The organism is Acidovorax sp. LjRoot204 (genome assembly GCF_056175785.1).
In genome coordinates this window covers 20,791-40,607 of sequence record NZ_JBGFFF010000007.1, presented here as the reverse complement: position 1 = coordinate 40,607, position 19,817 = coordinate 20,791, and the positions used below count along the sequence as shown (strand labels likewise).

Here is a 19,817-nt window from a genome sequence, read left to right as displayed (position 1 = left end):
GGCGAGAGGTACCTGGATTGCTATCAATAGAGGAGCTGAAGGCGCATATTCCACTAGCGCCTCAGCCGGGTTTTATTAAAAAAAGAGAGGGTGTGATGGGCAAACTGGCATGGATGGCCTGTGTGGCCACAATGGTCGCGGCAGCGGCGTGGAGCGTGGGCGCGCAGGCGCAACCCGTGTACAAATGGGTGGATGCCGATGGCAAGACCCACTATGGCTCGCAGCCCCCGCCCGCCAAACAGGACGCCGAGCCGCTGAAGCTGCAAAGCAACAACGGCACCAGCGGGGGCAGCGGATCTTCCTCTGGCAGCAAGGGCACCAGCGCCAAGGCGGGCCAGCAGTACAACCCCGATGGCACCAAGAAGGTCTCCAAGGACGTTGAGGAGTTTGGCGAAGGGCTCAAGAAATCGCTGGGCACGGTGGACAGCCAGCAGGTGCCCCTGAACTGCGCCGTGGCCGTTGACAACATTCACTACCAGGCCGACCTGATGCTGGAGGTGGGCCAGAAGAACGTGCGCGATGGCTACATGACGCAGGCAGCGTTTGATTCCGCCGCACCCAAGATCCGCGAAGCCAAGGGCAAGTACAGCGTGTCCGACTGCCAGGGCGCATCGGGCAACAAGAAGTCGTTTTACCAGTGCATGTCCAGCAGCAAGAACCACGTGACGGGCTGCGACAAGCAATACAAACACTGACGGCGTTGTGCTGATCCGCCCAGGCGCTTTGCGCCAGCGGCGGGGTCCCTCGGTCAGGGCACGCACTGGCACCCAGCCATGCCGAGGCGTCAGGCCTCACACGTTGTGCAGCACCTCGCCCTGGCGCGCAGCGGCGCCTGACCGCACCAGTTCATCTGCCAGGCTCTGCAGCCATTCGGCCTCGGTCTGCGTGGCAAAGTGCCGTGCACGCAGCATGCCGAAATACGGCGTGGTCTGCGCCCAGGCCGTGAGGTCGGCAATCCCGATCTGCTGCCATTCGAGCAGCTTGTACTTGAGCAGCACCTTGGCCGCATAAAGCGCGTGCTTGCCCGGGTTGCGCACAAAACCGTCCAGGCGGCGACGGGCGCCGTCGATGGCGCGGGGCGCATCGGCAAACACCGGCCCGTGGCCCGGGATCACGACCTGGGGCGACAGCGTTTCAATCAGGTCCAGCGTGGCGCCCACCTGGGCGAAGGCATCGTCGCCCTCCAGCTCCGGGAACACCACGCCAAAGCCGTTTTCCCACAGCGCATCGGCCGAGATCAGCACGCGGCCCTGGGGTTCGAACAGCACCACCGAGTGCGGGTCGTGCCCCGGCGCGGCATGCACCTGCCAGGGCTTGTCGCCCAGCAGCACGCACGAGCCCGGCACCAGCAGCGTGTCGGCCCGAAAGGGTGGGCACTCCTGCCCTGTGGGGGTGTAGCTCAGCGCATAGGCATCCCACTGGCGCACATGGTCGGCCTGGCCGGGCGGTATGGCCGTGAGCACGCCGGGCCAGGCTTTTTGCAGCGCGGCATTGCCACCGCAGTGGTCGCTGTGCAGGTGGGTGTTGAGCAGGCGATCCAGCCTGCGGCCCGCGAGAGCATCGCGCACCAGCTCCACGGTTTGCTCGGCATGGCTGCAATAGCCGGTGTCCACGATGGCTGTGTCGTGCTGGCCGATGAAGAGGATGTTGTTGGCCGACAGCCAGCCGCGTTCGAGAACGGTGATTTCAGGGGGCAGGAGATCGTGGGGCGCTGTGGTGGGCATGGGTGCAGGAATTCGGGGCTTCGGTGGCGGGCTTCAACGCCGCGCCGTGGGCTGCTGCCCAGCGTACCGCAGGTCGCACCTGCCCGAAGTCCTCCAAAACCCGCAGCCTGGCCGCCCAGGCTGTGTCAGAACGTGACGCCCGCCACCAGGATCACATTGGCATACGGCGTGCATTCGCCGGTGCGCACCATCACGCGGGCCTGCTGGGTCAGGCGCTTGAACTCATCGTGCGATACGGTGCTAGGGACCACCGGAAGCTGGCACCACGTGGGCAACTGGCCACTGTTGCGCTCCATGGCTTCGGTGGCGATCACCGCTTTCTCGACCTGCATTTCTTCCAGCACCACCCGCAGCACATCGGCCACGGCCGGGATGCCGGGCGTGAGGGCCAGGTCGATGCGGCGCGGGCCGGGCGGGATAGGCAGGCCCACGTCGCCGATCACCAGCATGTCGCCATGGCCCAGGGTGGCGATGGCGTGGGAGAGTTCGGCGTGCAGCAGGGCGGTGCGTTTCACAGGGGGCTCCAGGCGGGCGGTTGGGGGCTGTGCGCCACGGCGGCGCGGGTGGGGATGGAGGGCTGGGCGCCGGGCTGGGTGACGCACAGCGCCGATGCGCGGATGCCTTCGCGCACGGCGGCGTCCAGTGGCTCGCCGCGTGCCAGCGCTACGGCCAGCGCACCCAGGAAGGTGTCGCCGGCTGCGGTGGTATCCACCGCCTGCACGACCAGGCCAGGGTGGTAGCGGTTGCCTGCAGCATCGGCGGCCACGGCTCCTGCGGCGCCCAGGGTCACCACCACCTGGGTGGGACCCTTGGCGCACAGGGCCTGTGCAGCCTGCGCGGCATCGGCGGGCGTGGCCACGCTCTGGCCTGCCAGCGCGGCGGCTTCCACCTCGTTCACGACCAGCGTGTGCACCAGCGGCCACATCGCATCGGGCAGGGGCTGGATGGGAGAGGGGTTGAGCACCACCGGACAGCCCGCCGCATGGGCCATCTCGGCGGCGGCCAGTACCTGGGGCAGGGGGGTTTCGAACTGCAGCACCAGGCTGCCTGCGCCTTGCAGCGCAGCGCCCAGCGCGGCGGCATCCAGCACAAAGCGGCCATTGGCGCCGGGCACGACCACGATGCGGTTTTGCCCGCTGGCCTCCACGGTGATGGCGGCGACGCCGGTGGTGGCTTCGGTGTCGGTCTGTACGCCGCTGTGGTCGATGGCGTCGGCGTCGAGCCCGGCACGCAGCGTGTGGCCGTAGCCGTCGTCGCCCACGCGGCCAAACAAGGCCACCTCCGCGCCCTGGCGCGCGCAGGCCACGGCCTGGTTGCCGCCCTTGCCGCCGGGCACCAGGTGCAGGGCGTCGGCCAGCACGGTCTCGCCAGGGCCCGGTGCGTGTTGCACCTGGAGCACCAGGTCCATGTTCAGGCTGCCGACGACGGCGATGCGGGGCGTGTGGGTCGGGCTCATGCCGCACCTCCGGGCGCATGGGCCGTGGAGGCGCGCACGCGCAGCTCAGGCTGCAGCATCACCTTGCGTGCGTCCTGGCGCTTGCCGTCGATGCGCTCCAGCAGCATGTCCACGGCCAGGGCGCCGATGCGCTGCTTGGGCTGGGCCACGGTGGTCAGCGGCGGGCTGGTGAAGGCAGTGAGTTCGATGTCGTCAAAGCCGACGATGGACAGTGCCTCGGGCACACGCAGGTCGCGTTCGTGCGCGGCGCACAGCGCGCCCATGGCCATGAGGTCGTTACACACGAAGACGGCAGTGGGCGGCTCAGGCGCGCGCAGCACGGCGTGCATGGCTTCGTAGCCACCCTGGCTCGTGAAGTTGCCATGCCATAGCAGGCCCTCGCCGGTGCCGCAGCCCGCATCGGCCAGCGCGGTGCGCCAGCCGGCAATGCGCTGCTCGCTGGGGGCAATGCCGTCGGGGCCGCCAATGCAGGCAATGCGGCGGTGGCCCAGCGACAGCAGGTGGCGCGTGGCCAGCAGGCCACCCTGCATGTGGGCGGTTTCCACCAGGTCGCAGGGCTGTTGCTCGGCGATGTCGATTTCGCGGTCCACCAGCACGGTGGGGATGGACAGGCCCGCCAGCTGCGTGGCCAGCGTGGCGTCGTGCCCGGTGGAGACCACGATGAGCCCGTCGATGCGCCGCTCGGCCAGCACCTGCAGGTAGGTGCCCTGGCGGTGCGCCTCGTCGTTGGTGTTGCACAGGATGACGTTGTAGCCCGCGCCAAAGCAGCGGTCTTCCACGCTGTGCACGATCTCGGCAAAGTAGGGGTTGGAGCTGTTGGGGATCAGCATGCCCAGCGTGCGCGTGTTGTTGCTTTTGAGGCTGCGCGCAATGGCGCTAGGCACATAGCCCAGTGCGCGGATGGCGGCCTCGACCCGCTCGCGCCCCTCGGGGCTCACGCGGCGTGTGCCGTTGACCACGTGCGACACCGTGGTGACGGACACCTCGGCGTGGCGCGCAACGTCCTTGATAGTAGCCATGCAGGAAAAAGAAAAATCGGTGTGTTGAAACAGGTTCAGCGGGCGGCGCGGCGCTGGCGCAGCGTGTCCACAATGACGGCCGCCACGATCACAAAACCCGTGATGATGCGYTTGCTSGGCTCGCTGGCGCCCACCTGSGCSAGSCCKGCCTCSAGCACCGCGATGATSAGCACGCCRAASRMGGTGTTGACCACCGAGCCGCGCCCGCCCATGAGGCTGGTGCCGCCAATCACCACGGCCGCAATCACCTGCAGTTCCATGCCGGTTCCGGCGTTGGGGTCGGCGGCTTCGAGCCGGGCCGACTGCATGAGGCCCGCCAGGCCCGCGAGCAGGCCGGTCATCGCAAACACGATGACGCGGATAGGGCGCGGGTCCACACCGGCCAGGCGCATGGCTTCTTCATTGGTGCCAATGCCCACCACGCAGCGGCCAAACACGGTGCGCGACAGCACCAGCTGTGCCACCACCACCAGCACCACGGCCAGCAAGAAGGCGAACGAGATGCCGCCAAAGAAGGGTGCCGACAGCCACGAGATCGCATCGCCCACGTACTGCGTGCGCGAGTCGGTCACCACATACGCGCTGCCACGCACGGCTTCAAGCATGCCCAGCGACACGATGAACGAGGGCAGTCGCCATGCGACGGAAATCATGCCGGTGATGGTGCCGCACACCAGGCCCGTGGCCAGTGCCAGCACTGCGGCGGCGGGCACCGTCCAGCCCCATTGCAGGATGGCGGCGGCCGAGGTCGCAGCGGCCAGCGCCATCACCGAGCCTACCGACAGGTCGATGCCCGCAATGATGAGCACAAAGGTCATGCCCACGGCCATCACGGCCAGGGCCGGGATCTCGTTGGCGATGGTGATGAAGGTCTCGGCGCTCCAGAAGTATTCGGACAGCGACGAGAACAGCGCCACCATGCCCGCCAGCACGGCCAGCAGGCCCAGGTAGGTGCCCAGCTGGCTGCGCCAGACCGAAGCGGAGGAAGGCGCCGCAGCGGGCGCGGCAGATGTGGTGGGGGCGTTCATGCGGTCACAGGAGAAGAAGTTGAAGGGGTGGTGCTGGTGCGCCCGCCGGGCTCGGAGAACGCGGCSGCCAGCAGCGATTGCTCGSWCCACTSGCCGCGCTCGAACACSGCSACCAGSCGGCCSGCGCTCATCACGCCGATGCGGTCGSMCATGGCCATGAGTTCGCGCAGGTCAGACGACACCATGAGCAGCGCGCGGCCTTCCAGGGCCATGCGATCCAGCTCGCCATACAGCTCGGCGCGCGCGCCCACGTCMACGCCGCGCGTGGGTTCATCCAGCAGCAGCACGCGGCCTTCGCGGTGCAGCCAGCGGGCAAACACCACCTTTTGCTGGTTGCCGCCCGACAGCTGCCCCACCGGCTGCTCGGGGCTGCGGCAGCGGATGCCCAGCGTGCGCACAAAGCCCTGCACCAGGCGGCTTTCGAGCCCGCGCTGCAGCCAGCCGCCGCGCGACACGGCCGATAGGTCGGACAGCGTGGCGTTGATGCGGATGGGCTGCGAGAGCAGCAGACCCTGCGATTTGCGGTCTTCGGTGACCAGGCCCACACCGGCGGCGATGGCCTGCAGCGGCGATGCGAAACCCCGCTGCCAGGTGCGGGGGGCGGTGGGTGCTAGTGTGGGTGATTTTGCTATGTTTTGTGTAGCTGCTGGCGCATGATTCACTGGCGCTTGCGGTTGTTTTTGCTCAAAAGATTGGTGCAGCGTCACGCTGCCACGGTCTGCCCGGTCCGCGCCAAACAGCAGGCGGACCAGCTCAGTGCGGCCCGATCCAACCAGCCCGGCAATGCCAAAGATCTCGCCAGCGCGCAGCTCCAGGCTCACGTCCTGCACGGCGGTGCCCCGTCCCAGGTTTTCAGCGCTCATCACCACGGGGCCGATGGGGCGGCGCGGGCGGTGGTCCAGGTCGCTCACCACGCGGCCCACCATGCGCTGCACCAGGTCGTCTTCGCTCATGCCGGCCATGGGGCGCACGTCCACCAGGCGGCCATCGCGCAGCACGGCCACGCGGTCGGCAATGCGGCGCAGTTCTTCGAGCCGGTGCGACACGTAGATGATGGCCACGCCGCGCGCGGTGAGGTGCGCGATCTGCTCAAACAGGTAATTGGTCTCGCGCGGCGTGAGCATGGCCGTGGGCTCATCGAGCACCAGGATGCGCGTGTCGTCCTGCAGGTTGCGCGCGATCTCCACCATCTGCTGCTGGCCAATCCCCAGTTGCGAGACCGGGGTGGCGGGGTCGATGTTGTCGAGCCCGATCTTGGCCAGCTGTGCACGGGCGGCGGCGTGCAGCGCATCGCGCTGCAGCCAGCCCAGCCGGTGCGGCAGGCGGCCCATCAACAAATTCTCGGCCACGGTGAGCGTGGGCACCAGGCCCAGCTCCTGCATCACCATGCGCACGCCGTGGCGCTCGGCATCGCGGCGCGACGTGGGGGCGTAGGCCTGCCCCGCCAGCTGCATGCCGCCGCGCGTGGGCTGTTCCAGCCCGCAGAGGATCTTGGACAGCGTGCTCTTGCCCGCGCCGTTTTCCCCGGTCAGCGCCAGCACCTCGCCCGCAAACAGCTCCACGTTCACGCCATCGAGCACGGTGGCGGTGTAGTCCTTGCCCACGGCCTGGATGGCGAGCAGGGGCGTGGCTTGTCGGGCGGCGGAGGGGCTGAGCATGGTGGTGTGATGGGGGCGACTGCAGAGCGGGCTTTATGTTTTGAGCGGTGAACAAAGCTCAGCGAAGCGGTTCTGGCTAGGCGCCGTGTCGCAGGCAGTACTGGAAGTACGACAAGACACGGCAACAACGCCAGAAGAGCTTTGTTCTCCGCTCCGAGGCTTACTTGCTGTCTTTCGTCACCAGCACCACCTCCGTCTTCACCGTGGCGGGCAGCTGGTTCTGCGGCGTCTTGGCGGCCAGGGCCTTCTGGGCCAGCTCGATGCCGAACACGGCCTGCTTGGCSGCGWACTGGTCGGCGGTGGCMAGCACGCGGCCGTCSKYCAGCATSGGCTTGATGGCGCCGATGTTGTCGTAGCCCACCACCWGCACCTTGCCGGTCTTGCCGGCGGCCTTCACGGCAGCCACGGCGCCCAGGGCCATGCTGTCGTTGCCAGCCAGCAGGGCCACGAGGTCAGGGTGCTCGCGCATCATGCCGGCGGCCACGGTGTTGCCCTTTTCGATCTCCCAGTTGCCGGACTGCACGCCCACCACGGTGATGTTGGCGGCTTTCATGGCGTCCTGGTAGCCCAGGGTGCGCTGCTGCGCATTGAAGGTGGTGGACACGCCTTCGATGATGCCGACCTTGTCACCAGCCTTCAGCGTCTTGGCCAGGTGGTCGCCCACCAGCTTGGCGCCKGCRCGGTTGTCRGGGCCSACGAAGGGTACGGTGATGTTCTTTTCCTTCAGCGCGTCGGCATCGAGTTGGTTGTCGATGTTGACCACGAGGATGCCCTTGTCGATGGCCGTCTTGACCACGGGCACCAGCGCCTTGGAGTCGGCAGGGGCCAGCACGATGGCACTGACCTTTTGGGCCACGGCCTGCTCGATCATCTTGATCTGGGCTGCCGTGTCGGTCTCGTTCTTGATGCCATTGGCCACCAGCGTGTATTCCTTGGCATGGGCCTTCTGGTGCGCCTTGGCRCCGTCTTCCATGGTGCGGAAGAACTCGTTGGCCAGCGACTTCATGATGAGCGCGATCTTCGGCTTGTCCTGCGCAAAGGCAGGGCTGGCCAGCAGGCTGCCCACAACGGCGAGGGCGGCGGCGGTCTGAACGGAACGGCGGGTGAACTGCATGGGTGTTGTCTCCAGGTTGGAATGTGGACTGAGGCAACGCTGAACAAGCCTCTCGCGCCAGGCGCATCCCTGGCTCAGGACGGTCTGCAGCGTTGCAAATCCTCGCGATAGCTACGGCTATCACTCTGGTTTGCGCCTTGCAGTCCATCCCGATCCAGGGCCCGCCGCATCGCGGAGACTTATCCAGCATCGCCCTAAGGCGACCGACAGCGTGGAGGGAAATCCCCGGCACCGCCCCCAAAAAGGAGCGGCTACGGATGCCCGGTGCCTTGTCGCGATCGGGATGATAACGAAAGCAAACGTTTGCGCAAACGTTTGCTAATCAGTAAAAACCCGAAGATGCAGACATTCGATTACCGGCGCAGTGGGGCGATCTGCAGGGTTTACGCCCAAGAAAAAGGGCGCCGAAGCGCCCTGGGGGAGGTGATGGAGGACAGCGTTTGTCGCTCTGCCCTCAGGAACAACGGCCTCAGGCCTTGCGCAGCTCTCGGCGCAGGATCTTGCCCACATTGCTCTTGGGCAGCTCGTCGCGGAACTCGATGTACTTGGGGCGCTTGTAGCCGGTGAGGTTCTGGTGGCAGTAGTTGGCCACTTCGTCCTCGGTCAGGGCCGGGTCGTTCTTGATGATGAACACCTTGATSGCCTCGCCCTGCTTCTCRTCGGGMACACCRAYRGCCGCGCAYTCGACMACGCCGGGGCACAGGCTGATGACCTGCTCCAGCTCGTTGGGGAACACRTTGAAGCCGCTCACCAGGATCATGTCCTTCTTGCGGTCGAYGATGCGGSTGTAGCCCTGCGGGTCCATGATGCCGATATCGCCAGTGCGCATGAAACCATCGGCCGTGAAGGCCTTGGCGTTCTCTTCGGGCTGGTTGTAGTAGCCCACCATCACGTTGGGGCCGCGGATGCAGATCTCGCCCGACTCGCCCTGGGGCAGGCTGTTGCCCTCGTCGTCCTTGATGGCGATGTCGATGCTTGGCAAGGGCAGGCCGATGTTGCCGCTGAACGTGGTGCTGATCACCGGGTTGTTGGTGCCGATGGCGCAGGTCTCGCTCATGCCCCAGCCTTCGATCATGGTGCTGCCGGTCACCTTTTGCCAATGCTTGGCCGTGCCCTCGCTGGCCGCCATGCCCCCGGCTTGCGACACGCACAGGTGGGAGAAGTCCAGGGTCTTGAACTGCGGGTTTTGCAGCAGCGCGTTGAACAGCGTGTTCACCGCAGGCAGCATGTGGAAGGGGCGCTTCTTGAGTTCTGCCACGAACTTCGGAATGTCGCGCGGGTTCGGGATCAGCGTGAGGCTGGAGCCCTGGCGGATGGCCAGCAGGCACAGCGTGAGCGCGAAGATGTGGTACAGCGGCAGTGCGGCAATGCTGTTGGCTTTGCTCAGGTCGCCCACCTTGGACAGCGCGGGCGTGAACCASGCCTCSGCCTGCAGCGTGGCSGCSACGATGTTGCGGTGGGTSAGCACCGCGCCCTTSGACARRCCCGTGGTGCCGCCGGTGTACTGCAGAAAGGCAATCGAATCCAGCGTGGCCTGGCTGGGCGCGAGCGACTTGTGCTCGCCCAGCGACAGTGCCTTCTTGAAGGTGACGACCTTGCGGCCGTTCGACAGGGGTAGGTCGTAGGCAGGTACCATCTTGGCCAGGTGGCGCACGGCAAAGGTGATCCATTTACCGAACCAGAAGCCCAGCAGGTCGCCCATGGACGCCATCACCACATGCTTGACGGCCGTGTGGTCAATGACCTCGGCCAGCGTGTGGGCAAAGTTCTCCAGGATCACGATGGCGGTGGCGCCCGAGTCCTTGAGCTGGTGCTCCAGCTCGCGCGCGGTGTACAGCGGGTTCACGTTCACGCAGGTGTAGCCTGCGCGCAGCACGGCGGCCATGGTCACGCCAAACTGGGGGATGTTGGGCAGCATGATGGCCACGCGCGCACCGGGCTCCAGGCCCAGGCTTTGCAGATAGGCACCCAAAGCGGCCGAGCGGCGATCCAGCTCGCCGTAGGTCATCCACTGGTCCATGCAGACCGAAAACGGGCTCGATGCGTGTTTGCGGAACGACTCTTCCAGCAGGTGGGCCACAGAGCGGTATTGCTCGGGCTTCACGTCGTGTGGGACGCCCGGGGGGTAGCTCTTGAGCCAGATCTTTTCCATGCGCTTGTTTCCTTGTGCTCGCCAAATGCCATTGATAGGTGGGCACAGATTGTGGAAGGCGGGCGCGTTGCGGGCTATCGGGCTTGTCCTAGTGTGCTGGCGAGCTGGGTCCCGCAGGTGACAGGATCGGCATCGAACAGTTGCTCCATCAGCGCCCGCTCCCGTTGCTCGATGGTGGCCAGAAACTGCTCCACCCCGCCGCGCTGGCGCGCAAGATGGCCGAAGGTGTCAAACCCCGCCTCCAGAAACTTCTGCAACGCGCCCATGCCCGCGGCGTTGGCCGGGCCGCGCATCATGCGCAGCATCATCCGCAGGCCGGGGGTGCGCGTGAGGCGCGCCAGGTCATTCCCCATGGCCAGCACGCGCTGCAGCTGCTGCTGGCGCGCATGGCGCTGGCCCACAGTGCGCCAGGCGGCGGTGTAGCGGGCGGCAACGTTGGCCGCATCGGCTTCGTGCAGCAACCACGCGCGGCCCATGTCCTGGTCCAGTCCCTCGGTCTGTGCGTGCAGCACGGCCAGGGCCACGGCGGTGGTCACCGCCGGCTGGGGGAACATGGTCTGCAGCGTGCCGGCGATGCGGCCAAACTGCAGATCGCGGTCGGTGTAGTCGGTGTCGCTGTACAGCTCTTCCAGAAAGAACCGCGCTGCGGGTCCGAACGAGGGCGAGCCCATCAGGTCCGCATAGGTGCCCCGAAAGCGCCGCGCCTGCAGGCTTTTGATGCTGCCCACCGCCGCCCCCAGCGCCGGGTCACCCGTGCGGTGCAGGCGCAGGGCGGTCACGTCGGCGATGCAGTCGCGGATGGTCTGGGCGGCATCCATGGGGCGGGGTCCTTTCGGCGTTCTGCGGGGTGCGGTGTCGGGCTGTGGTGAGGCCGCACAATGCGGCTGGTCAATTACAACATCTGCCCATCACCACCATGATCGCGCGCTGGCAACGAATCCTGCTCCTGTTCATCCTGCTGACCATGGCCGCCTGGCTGCTGTGGCAGTGGCCCCATTCACCGTTGCGTGCCGTACTGGGGGCACTGGTGCCGCTGTGTGTGTACCTGGTGGTGATGGCGGTGGAGTTTGTGCTGATGCACATCACCAACCGTACCGACGCCGCACCCCGCGCCCGCCTGTCACAGGTCGTGGGTGCCTGGTGGGCCGAGGTGTGGGTGGCGTTGATGGTGTTTTGCTGGCGCCAGCCGTTTCGCCACCAGTCATTGCCCGACTGGTTGCCTGCGCAGCCCACCGGAAAGCGCGGCGTGGTGCTGGTGCATGGCTTCATGTGCAACCGGGGGCTCTGGCTGCCGTGGTTTGCGCCTCTGCAGGCGCGGGGGCATGCCTATTTGGCGGTGAATCTGGAGCCGGTGATGGGCTCGATTGACGAGTACGCGGACATCATTGAAGACGCTGTGCGCCAAGTGACGGCGGCCACGGGGCAGGCGCCGGTGTTGTTGTGCCACAGCATGGGCGGCTTGGCGGTGCGGGCGTGGCTGCGAGCGCACCAGGCGGATGGGCGGGTGCACCGAGTGTTGACGCTGGGCACGCCGCATGGGGGAACGTGGCTGGGGCGTTTCAGCCGGGCGGTGAATGGGCGGCAGATGAGCTTGGCGGGGGATTGGGTGGTGGCCTTGCAGCGGGCGGAGCCTGCGGGGCGGGCTGCGTTGTTTACCTGCTGGTATTCGAACTGCGACAACATCGTGTTTCCGGCGACCACAGCGGCGTTGGCGGGGGCAGAACACAGGTTGGTGGAAGGGGTTGCGCATGTGCAGATGGCGTTTGACCCCGGGGTGATGAAGGCTTGTCTGGAGGAGGTTGGGCGGGGGTAATGTTTTGGTTTTTGGGCTGGATGCGCTAGTGGGATATGGGTGGGTAGCTATTGATTTTGCAGTGTTGGTTCTTGTGCGCTGATTGGGTGGCGTGCCTTTGTTGAGGGCGGGAGCCGGGAGTCGCCCGGCGTGCGAGTAACTTTCTTTTGCTTCGCCAAAAGAAAGTCACCAAAGAAAAGGCGACCCCCAGTCTGCGACCCCTTCGCTGTGCGAAGGGGCAAACCTGCGGCGGGGCGGTTGTGGGGTGCGCCGTGGAACTCACTGCGCTGCGGTGCAGCTTCGTTCAGACATCCACGGCGAGTCAGAGCACGAGGCATGTGCGCTTCGACGCCCATGCTCACCCCACAACCGCCCCGCCGCAGGCGCAGCCAGCAGGGGTGGGACAGCCGAACATCCAAACAACCGAACAACCGAACAGCCGGACATCCATTCGGGCCATTGCTGCGCTCGGCCGCGCCTGCGCAGCGCAAAGCGCTTGCGCCCGCGATGTGGGGCCGAGCGCAGCGATGGCCCGTGTAGATGTTCTGCTCCCTGTGCCCCTGTGGATGCGCCGAGGAGCGCAGGGTTTGGCGGATCAGGGCTCGCGTGTGTCTGAGCGACGCGCAGCGGCGCGAGTTGAGCGAGACCCCGCCAAACCCGAGCACCGCAGGTTGCCCCGTAGCGTCAGCGCAGGGGACGCAGACAGTGGGGTCGCCTTTCTTTTGGGTACTTTTCTTTGGCGAAGCAAAGAAAAGTGCCTCGCCTGCCGGGCGAATCCCGGCCCCCGCCCTCAACCCAGGCACAGAGACCGATTCATCCAAAAGGCCCAACAACCCCAGCCCAGCCCCGCATTCCTGGATGCAAGTTGCTATTAAAAGCGTAGCTTTCAGCGCATGATTCACTAGCGCTGGCAGCCAGTTTCTTCAAAACATCAAGCCGCCACAGCCTCCCGCTCATCCGCGGCAAACTCCGGCAACCCACGCAGCCGCTCATAGATCGGCGCAAAGTCCGCCGCCGTCATCTCGAACAGCTGCTCAAAACTGTCGATCACAAAATACGTCTGCTGGTACGTATCAATCTTGTAGCGTGTGCGCATGGTGCGCTCCAGTTGCAGCGGAATGCGCTGTGGCTCCGGGCTCTGCACCGAATACGCCAGTTCGCCCGACGAACTCAGGATGCCCGCGCCATAGGCCCGCAACTGCCCCGCTTCGCGGATCAACCCGAACTCGATCGTGTACCAGTACAAGCGGCTCAGCATCTCGCACGACCCCAGCCCCTGCGCCTTCAGCCCGCCCTGGCCRTAGCGCTGCACRTAGTCGGCAAASACCGGGTYGAACAGCAKCGGCACATGGCCGAACAGGTCGTGRAASAYGTCGGGCTCGACGATGTASTYGAACTCCTCGGGCTTGCGGATCCAGTCCGTCACCGGGAACTTGCGGTTGGCSAGCAGGGTGAAGAASGGCASCTCGGGRATCAGCCCCGGCACGCCCACCAGCTCCCAGCCGGTGGCTTTGTAGAGGCGCTCGTTCACCTCTTCAAAACGCGGGATGCGGTCGCTCGCGCCCAGTGAGGGCAGGGCGTCGATGAACGCTTGGCTCGCCAGGCCCGGCAGCAGGGCGCGCTGGCGCTCGTACAGACGGCGGTAGGTGTCGTGGTCGGCGGCGGTGTAGGCCGCATAGTCCTGCGGGCAGGTGTAGTCCGCGTTGGCGCGCGAGTAGTCGCCACGCGGTGGGCGGGTGGATTGGCCATAGACGACAGGGGCTTGTCCCATTTTTTTCTCCTTTGCCGCCATGGTCGGCGCACCGCGACGGGGTGCGCACCAGCCCACGCGGCTGCTAATCGATCTTGATCTTTGCGGCCCGGATCAGGAACTCGTACTTGCTGTTTTCCGAGCGCACAAACTGCGCAAATCCGTCGAGCGTCAGCTCTTCGGGCGTGATCCCCATCTTCTTGAACTTCTCCTTGCCCGCAGGCGAATGCATCGCGGCGCTGAACGCGTTGGCATAGCGGCGTGCGTCCGCATCGGGCAGCGAGGCCGGCGCGAACAGGCCGAACCAGGTGGACACGTTGAAGCCCTGCACGCTGTCGTTGATGCTGGGCACTTTCGGTAGCGCCTCGTTGCGGCTGAGGGTGGTCACACCCAGCGCCAGCAGCTTGCCCGACTGGATCTGCGGCAGCGCCGAGGCCAGGTTGTCAAACACCATCAGCACCTGGCCGGATTCCAGTGCGGCGAGCGCGGGCTTCGAGCCCTGGAACGGCGTGTGGCCCATCCGGGTGTTGGTGAGCGACTTGAACATCTCGGCCGAGATGTGGCCGATGCTGCCGTTGCCGCCCGAGCCGTACTTGGCCTGGTCCGGGTTCTTCTTGAGGTACTGCACCAGGTCGGGCGTGGTCTTGATGCCCAGCTTGGCCGCCTGCTCCGCGTTCACCACCAGCACATTGGGCGTGCGCGCCACGAGGACGAGGGGTTTGAAGTCCTTGAGTGCGTTGTAGGGGAAGTTCTTGTACAGCCAGGGGTTCACCGCGTGCGTGGCCACGGCGCCCATCAACACCTGGTTGCTGGTCTTCCCGGCCTTGGCGACCTGGTCGGCGCCGGTATTGCCACCTGCCCCCGGTTTGTTCTCCACGGTGATGGAGCCCAACTGGGCTGCGGCACCGTCGGCCACGATGCGGGCCGAGGTGTCCAGCGGACCACCAGCGGGGTAGGGCACCACGATGGTGAGCGGGGCAGACGGGTTCTGCGCCAGCGCGGCAGTGGCCGCGCCGGCCAGAAGGGTGCTGAACAGGGTGCTACGGAGCGACATCGGGATCCTTTTGAGTTCCGGGGAGCGCGCAGTATAGGCACCTGTGCAGGGTTAACCCTGGATGTCCGATGTCTTACGTGTTCAGCACACCACGGCGGATCTGGTCGCGTTCCAGCGACTCGAACAGCGCCTTGAAGTTGCCTTCGCCAAAACCGTCGCGGTAGTCGCCCTCGCGCTGGATGAATTCGAAGAACACCGGGCCCAGCATGGGCGTGGAGAAGATCTGGAGTAGCAGGCGGGGCGTGCCGTCGGCCGTGGTGCCGTCCAGCAAGATGCCGCGCGACTGCAGCTCGGGCACCGGCTGGCCGTGGCCGGGCAGGCGGGTGTCCAGCATTTCGTAATAGACCTCGTTGGGCGCGGTGGCCAGCTGCACGCCGGCCATGCCCAGCTTGTCCACCACGTCCAGCAGGTTGTCGCAGATCAGCGCGATGTGCTGAATGCCCTCGCCGTTGAACTGCATCAAAAATTCTTCGATCTGGCCGCCACCCTGCTTGGACTCTTCGTTCAGCGGGATGCGGATCTTGCCGTCAGGCGCGGTCATGGCCTTGGACGTGAGGCCCGTGTATTCGCCCTGAATGTCGAAGTAGCGGATTTCGCGGAAGTTGAACAGCTTCTCGTAGAAGTTGGCCCAGAAACCCATGCGGCCCCGGTACACATTGTGCGTGAGGTGGTCGATGAGGTTCAGGCCGTGGCCCACGGGGCGGCGGTCCACGCCTTCGATGAATTCAAAGTCGATGTCGTAGATGGACTTGCCGTCTTCAAACCGGTCGATCAAATACAGCGGCGCACCGCCAATGCCCTTGATGGCGGGCAGGCGCAGTTCCATGGGGCCGGTGGGGATCTCGATGGGCTGGGCGCCCAACTCCAGCGCGCGGTTGTAAGCCTTGTGCGCATCCTTCACACGGAAGGCCAGGCCACAGGCGGAGGGGCCATGCTCGGCACCAAAGTAGGCGGCCTGGCTGTGGGGCTCGCGGTTCAGGATGAAGTTGATGCCGTTCTGGCGGTACAGCACCACATCCTTGGACCGGTGCTTGGCGACCAGGGTGAACCCCAGCTTTTCGAACACGGCCTCCAGCACGCCGGGCTGGGGCGAGGTGAATTCGACGAACTCGAAGCCCATCAGGCCCATGGGGTTGTCCCAGGCAGCGAGCTGGGCGGTGGTTTCTTGCGGCAAGGCGGCGTTCATGGGGTGTCTCCGGCATTCGTTGATGAATGTCATGGACTGTAGGCGCGGCCTGCCTCATGTTTCTGGCGAAATCAAGAGGCTTTGGCCTTTGATTTGCAGGAATCTTGTGAATGATCAAAATTTCGCGCAGTCTGGCGGCGCGCTGGGCGGGGCTTGCCGCCGCAGCGCTGCGCGGTCGGCAGAAGGTCCCTATGAGCCCGAGGTGCCCGCGTTGAGCTGGCGCAGCGCCAGGGCGGCGTCAATGCGTTGTTGCTCTTCGGGCGAGAAGAGCTGCTGGCGCAATTGCTGCAGGCCGGGGCCCTCGCCCTGCTGGGTGCGCGCTTGGCTGTATTGGTCGAGGCGCTGGTTCCAGTGCTGTTCCTCCCGGTCCAGCTGCGCCATGGCCTGGGCGGCTGCCGGGCCGTACTGCGCGCTGCGGGTGGCGTAGCGGCTGCGCTCGTCGGCGTTGCTGGCGTTGAAGGCGGCCGTCTGCGCGGCGGCCGCCATGTGGGCGGTGGCGGCACTGCGTTCGGCGCGGCGCTCGGTGGAGAGTTCGTTGTCGGCCGCCTGCAGCGCCTGGGCGCGCTGCTCGGGGCTGAGCTGGGTGTTGCGCTCAATCTCCAGGCGCGCCAGGGTGTAGCGGTCCAGGTCGGCCTCGCGGGCAAACAGGGCGTCGTATTCGGCGTCGTCAAAAAACTGCAGGCGCACCTTGTGGCGCGCCTCCAGCGCGTCGCGCAGTGCGCGTGGGTCGGTCAGGTCCTGCGGCGCACGCAGGCTGCCCAGGGCCACACGGTAGTCCACGTAGCGCTCGGCCAGTGCCAGGGCTCGCGTGGCCAGGGCGGCGGGGAAATGCTGGTTGACCAGTGCGGCCAGGCGCTGTTTGAGCGTGGCTGGGTCGCTGGCGTCGCCCGCTTCCATCAGCAGGGCTTCCAGCGTGTCGCGCAGGCCGTGCACCAGCAGGGGGTCGGCCGGGCCGTCGGTGGTGATGGCGCGGCGGCGTGCAAAAAAGCTGTGGTCCGCGCCCTGTGCTGGCGAGGGTTGTACCTGGGCACCGGCGGAGGCGGCGGCCGCCCCTGCCGGTGATGGGTGTGTATCCCCCGCGCCGAACCCGGCAGGGCCCCCCAGCCACCACACCACGGCGACCGTGGTGAGGGCCAGGACTGCGGCGGCAACCGCCCAGGTGCGCGAGGGCTGGGCCATGGCTTACAGGCCTTGTTGCTTGAGGCGGTTGGCGTGCTGGCGGTACAGCGTCACCGGGTCGGTGGAGAACCAGTCGCGCAGGCCCAGCAGTTGGTTGACTTCGTCGAGGTGGTTCTGGCGGTAGTCGCCCAGGTGTTTGCCCAAGCGCGACGAGCAGGCCGACACCAGGCCATCGTTGGCTTCGCCAAAGGTCAGGCTCAGCGTGGCCAGCAGGGCGTCGCTGGCATCGAGCACGTTGGTCAGGGGCAGGGTGCCGGTCCAGGAGTAGTAGCGCACACCGTTCACCAGCTCGGCGCCGCTGCCGCAGCCGGAGGTGGGCACGCCTTGCGGAAAGCGGCTGTTGAACTTGGCCGAGCCGGCCGTGGTCAGCGAGTCCAGCGCCGCCGTGGGCATCTGGGGCAGGCCGGTGCCGCCGGAGGTCAGGTTGATCAGGCCCACCAGCGCCTTGGCGGCGGCGCTGGCCACGGCTTCGGACACCGAGCCCGCGGGCGCTACGCCACGCAGGATGTCGGCCACGCGCGAACCCCGGTTCACGCCGCCAATCGAGGTGACCGATGCCACCAGCTGCGGCGCAACGCCCGCCACATAGCGGGTGGTGGGGCCTCCGTGCGAATGGCCTACCAGATTCACCTTGGGGGCCCCGGTCAGCGCCAGGATGGTCTTGACCTGCGCCAGCAATTGCTCGCCGCGCACCTCGGTGCTGTTGGCGGCGGAGACCTGGGCGACGTAGACCTTGGCGCCGCCCTGGCGCAGTGCGTCGGGGATGCCGTAGAAGTAGTCGATCCCAAGGGCCGAGTCAAAGCCGAACAGGCCATGCACCAGCACGATCGGGTAGCGCGTCTGGGTGTAGCCCGTCTGCGCCTGCGCGCCCACGCCCAGCAGCAGCAACCCCGCCGTTGCTGCCAGCACCAGTCGCCGCAAAAAGCGGCTGAAAAATCCGGTCATGTGTTTGTCTCCGTTGGTATGGTTTCTTATGCTCGCAAAAACGAACGATCGTTCTTTTTTGCGAGATCAATTTTTGTATTCGGCCCGTGGAGTCACTATCGGGACATACCCGTGTGTGCGCCGCACCATGCAGAAATCACGCAGTTGTTCGTAAAATCCTGCGCCATGAAAGCCTTTGACGCACTCGACAAGCTGGACCGCGCCATCCTGCGCCGCCTGCAGGACAACGGCCGCGAGACGTACGACGTCATCGGAGAGCAGGTGGGCCTGTCGCCCAGCGCCGTGCTGCGCCGCGTCAAGCGGCTGGAAGACAGCGGCGTGATCCACCGCTACGTGGCCCTGGTGCAGCCCGAGGCGGTGGGGCTGGGGCTCACGGCGTACCTGAACGTGCGGCTGGAAAAACACACGGAGAGCCACAAGCGCAACCCCATGGACCTGTTCCGCGCCAGCGTGCAGACCTGGCCCGAGGTGGTGGAGTGCGCATCGCTCACCGGCGAAATGGACTACCTGCTGCGCGTGGTGGTGGCCGACATGGCGCACTACAGCCGCTTCATCATGGACACGCTGCTCAAGCACCCCAGCGTGCAGGACTGCAAGACCAGCTTTGTGCTCGACCGCGTGAAGGCGACGACGGCTGTGCCGGTGTAGTCCAGCGCGGGCCTTCGCCCTTGGCTGGGATGGGGCACGTCACGGGCGTGACTCCCTGTGGCGTCTGGCGGTGCGGCGGAGGTTGCTGTAAGGCGGTCCGCGCTTTACGCTCTGGCCCGTGCGGAGAAGGCTTGGCGCAGACGGGGTGCAGCCACCTCAGCCGTCGCGTCTGCGACCCGTACTGAGGAGATCCGGGGCATGAATACTCTCAAATTGATAGCTATTGAGGCATGATCTTCCAGCGCTTGAAGCCGATTTTTCCGCATTTTGAGTAGGATCACTATTTTGTTGCGGCGCAGCAATTTGGACTGGAAAAAATGAGGGAAAACCCTTATATTTGGCGACATGTTCGCAACCAAAGACTGGCTCAAGGCATCCTGGTACGCAGGCCGGGACCTGCTGCGCCCGGTAACCAGCGGCTCTTCTGCCTCTGACATTCACATCCACCAGCAGGAGACGCCCGTGATGGTTCCTATCCGCTCCCTGGGCCCCTCCTACCGGGAGCGGATCACCCAGCACCTGCTGCAGCTGGAGCCTGCAGACCGCTACCTGCGCTTTGGCTATGCCGCCAACGACGAACAGATCCGCCGCTACGCCGAGCAGCTCAACTTCGAGCGCGATGAAATCTTTGGCATCTACAACCGCCGCCTTGAGCTCATCGCCATGGCCCACCTGGCGTTTTCGGAAAACCCCGAACACAAGCCGTGTGCTGAATTCGGTGTGTCCGTGCTCAAGCAGGCACGGGGGCGCGGCTTTGGCGCGCGCCTGTTCGAGCGTGCCGTGATGCATGCGCGCAATGAGGGCGTGAACATGGTGTTCATCCATGCGTTGTCTGAAAACACTGCCATGCTCAAGATCGCGCGCAACGCCGGTGCCACCGTGCGCCGCGACGGGTCCGAGTCCGAGGCTTATCTGCAGATACCACCCGCCAGCCTCGACACGCGCATGACCGAGATGGTCGAGCAGCAGTTCGCCGAGGTGGACTACCAGCTCAAAAAGCAGGCCAAGCAGTTCTGGGACTTTCTGGCCAATGTGCAGGAAGTGCGCAGCGGCGTGCAACACGCGCGCCACCAGTCGGCCGAGTGATGCATGGCGGTCACGCCCCCGGCCGT

At 66.0% G+C, this 19,817-nt stretch carries 18 protein-coding genes; 4 read left to right on the top strand and 14 right to left on the bottom strand.

The genetic code is table 11. The features are described from left to right. Positions 1 to 95 precede the first annotated feature (95 nt). Positions 96 to 695: a DUF4124 domain-containing protein gene (locus tag AC04MI_RS02860; protein ID WP_436078348.1), complete on the top strand. Its 600-nt coding sequence runs from the start codon at positions 96 to 98 to the stop codon at positions 693 to 695. A gap of 96 nt (positions 696 to 791) precedes the next feature. Here the strand turns inward: AC04MI_RS02860 and AC04MI_RS02855 are convergent, their stop codons facing one another. From AC04MI_RS02855 to AC04MI_RS02815, 9 genes are all read right to left on the bottom strand, one after another. After that, complete coding sequence (locus AC04MI_RS02855) at positions 792 to 1,724, bottom strand: MBL fold metallo-hydrolase (protein WP_108499400.1); 933 nt, start codon at positions 1,722 to 1,724, stop codon at positions 792 to 794. A 125-nt stretch (positions 1,725 to 1,849) separates the two neighbouring features. Next, positions 1,850 to 2,239, bottom strand: coding sequence for a D-ribose pyranase (gene rbsD, locus AC04MI_RS02850; protein WP_056745484.1), 390 nt, complete (start codon positions 2,237 to 2,239; stop codon positions 1,850 to 1,852). Beyond that, positions 2,236 to 3,180, bottom strand: coding sequence for a ribokinase (rbsK, locus tag AC04MI_RS02845; protein WP_436078349.1), 945 nt, complete (start codon positions 3,178 to 3,180; stop codon positions 2,236 to 2,238). Before rbsK ends, rbsD begins: the two co-directional genes overlap by 4 nt. Next, positions 3,177 to 4,199, bottom strand: a complete 1,023-nt coding sequence (locus tag AC04MI_RS02840; protein WP_436078350.1) for a LacI family DNA-binding transcriptional regulator — start codon at positions 4,197 to 4,199, stop codon at positions 3,177 to 3,179. The genes rbsK and AC04MI_RS02840 overlap by 4 nt, the downstream gene beginning before the upstream one ends. Positions 4,200 to 4,234: 35 nt before the next feature. Further along, entirely contained in the window at positions 4,235 to 5,227 is a 993-nt protein-coding gene (locus AC04MI_RS02835) for an ABC transporter permease (protein ID WP_476497021.1), read from the bottom strand. Next, on the bottom strand, positions 5,224 to 6,885 hold the full coding sequence (locus AC04MI_RS02830; RefSeq protein WP_476497020.1) for a sugar ABC transporter ATP-binding protein: 1,662 nt from the start codon (positions 6,883 to 6,885) through the stop codon (positions 5,224 to 5,226). The genes AC04MI_RS02835 and AC04MI_RS02830 overlap by 4 nt, the downstream gene beginning before the upstream one ends. A 160-nt stretch (positions 6,886 to 7,045) precedes the next feature. Next, positions 7,046 to 7,999 (bottom strand): substrate-binding domain-containing protein, encoded by a 954-nt coding sequence (locus AC04MI_RS02825; RefSeq protein WP_476497019.1) that lies wholly within the window; start codon positions 7,997 to 7,999, stop codon positions 7,046 to 7,048. A gap of 469 nt (positions 8,000 to 8,468) precedes the next feature. Beyond that, the gene (locus AC04MI_RS02820; RefSeq protein WP_476497017.1) at positions 8,469 to 10,151 is read right to left on the bottom strand and encodes an AMP-binding protein; all 1,683 of its coding nucleotides are present in this window, start codon (positions 10,149 to 10,151) and stop codon (positions 8,469 to 8,471) included. Positions 10,152 to 10,225: 74 nt separating this feature from the next. After that, positions 10,226 to 10,969 (bottom strand): FFLEELY motif protein, encoded by a 744-nt coding sequence (locus AC04MI_RS02815; protein ID WP_476497015.1) that lies wholly within the window; start codon positions 10,967 to 10,969, stop codon positions 10,226 to 10,228. A gap of 98 nt (positions 10,970 to 11,067) precedes the next feature. On the opposite strand from AC04MI_RS02815, the gene AC04MI_RS02810 reads away from it, so the two are divergent. Beyond that, positions 11,068 to 11,964 carry an esterase/lipase family protein gene (locus AC04MI_RS02810; protein WP_476497013.1) on the top strand — a complete coding sequence of 299 codons (897 nt, stop codon included), beginning with the start codon at positions 11,068 to 11,070 and terminating at the stop codon, positions 11,962 to 11,964. Between the two features lie 910 nt (positions 11,965 to 12,874). Here the strand turns inward: AC04MI_RS02810 and phhA are convergent. The 5 genes from phhA to AC04MI_RS02785 form a co-directional block, all read right to left on the bottom strand. Then, on the bottom strand, positions 12,875 to 13,714 hold the full coding sequence (phhA, locus tag AC04MI_RS02805; protein ID WP_476497011.1) for a phenylalanine 4-monooxygenase: 840 nt from the start codon (positions 13,712 to 13,714) through the stop codon (positions 12,875 to 12,877). 64 nt (positions 13,715 to 13,778) lie between these two features. Then, entirely contained in the window at positions 13,779 to 14,747 is a 969-nt protein-coding gene (locus AC04MI_RS02800; protein ID WP_476497009.1) for a Bug family tripartite tricarboxylate transporter substrate binding protein, read from the bottom strand. 73 nt (positions 14,748 to 14,820) lie between these two features. Beyond that, a complete protein-coding gene (gene hppD, locus AC04MI_RS02795) occupies positions 14,821 to 15,933 on the bottom strand; it encodes a 4-hydroxyphenylpyruvate dioxygenase (protein WP_108499960.1) in 1,113 nt (370 codons plus the stop codon). Positions 15,934 to 16,122: 189 nt separating this feature from the next. Further along, positions 16,123 to 17,112 carry a lipase secretion chaperone gene (locus AC04MI_RS02790; protein WP_476497008.1) on the bottom strand — a complete coding sequence of 330 codons (990 nt, stop codon included), beginning with the start codon at positions 17,110 to 17,112 and terminating at the stop codon, positions 16,123 to 16,125. 3 nt (positions 17,113 to 17,115) lie between these two features. Then, on the bottom strand, positions 17,116 to 18,057 hold the full coding sequence (locus AC04MI_RS02785; protein ID WP_099731316.1) for an esterase/lipase family protein: 942 nt from the start codon (positions 18,055 to 18,057) through the stop codon (positions 17,116 to 17,118). Between the two features lie 165 nt (positions 18,058 to 18,222). Between AC04MI_RS02785 and AC04MI_RS02780 the strand changes: the two genes are divergently transcribed. Next, entirely contained in the window at positions 18,223 to 18,705 is a 483-nt protein-coding gene (locus tag AC04MI_RS02780) for an Lrp/AsnC family transcriptional regulator (protein WP_015012403.1), read from the top strand. A gap of 345 nt (positions 18,706 to 19,050) precedes the next feature. Continuing rightward, positions 19,051 to 19,791, top strand: coding sequence for a GNAT family N-acetyltransferase (locus AC04MI_RS02775; protein WP_056059504.1), 741 nt, complete (start codon positions 19,051 to 19,053; stop codon positions 19,789 to 19,791). Positions 19,792 to 19,817: the final 26 nt, after the last annotated feature.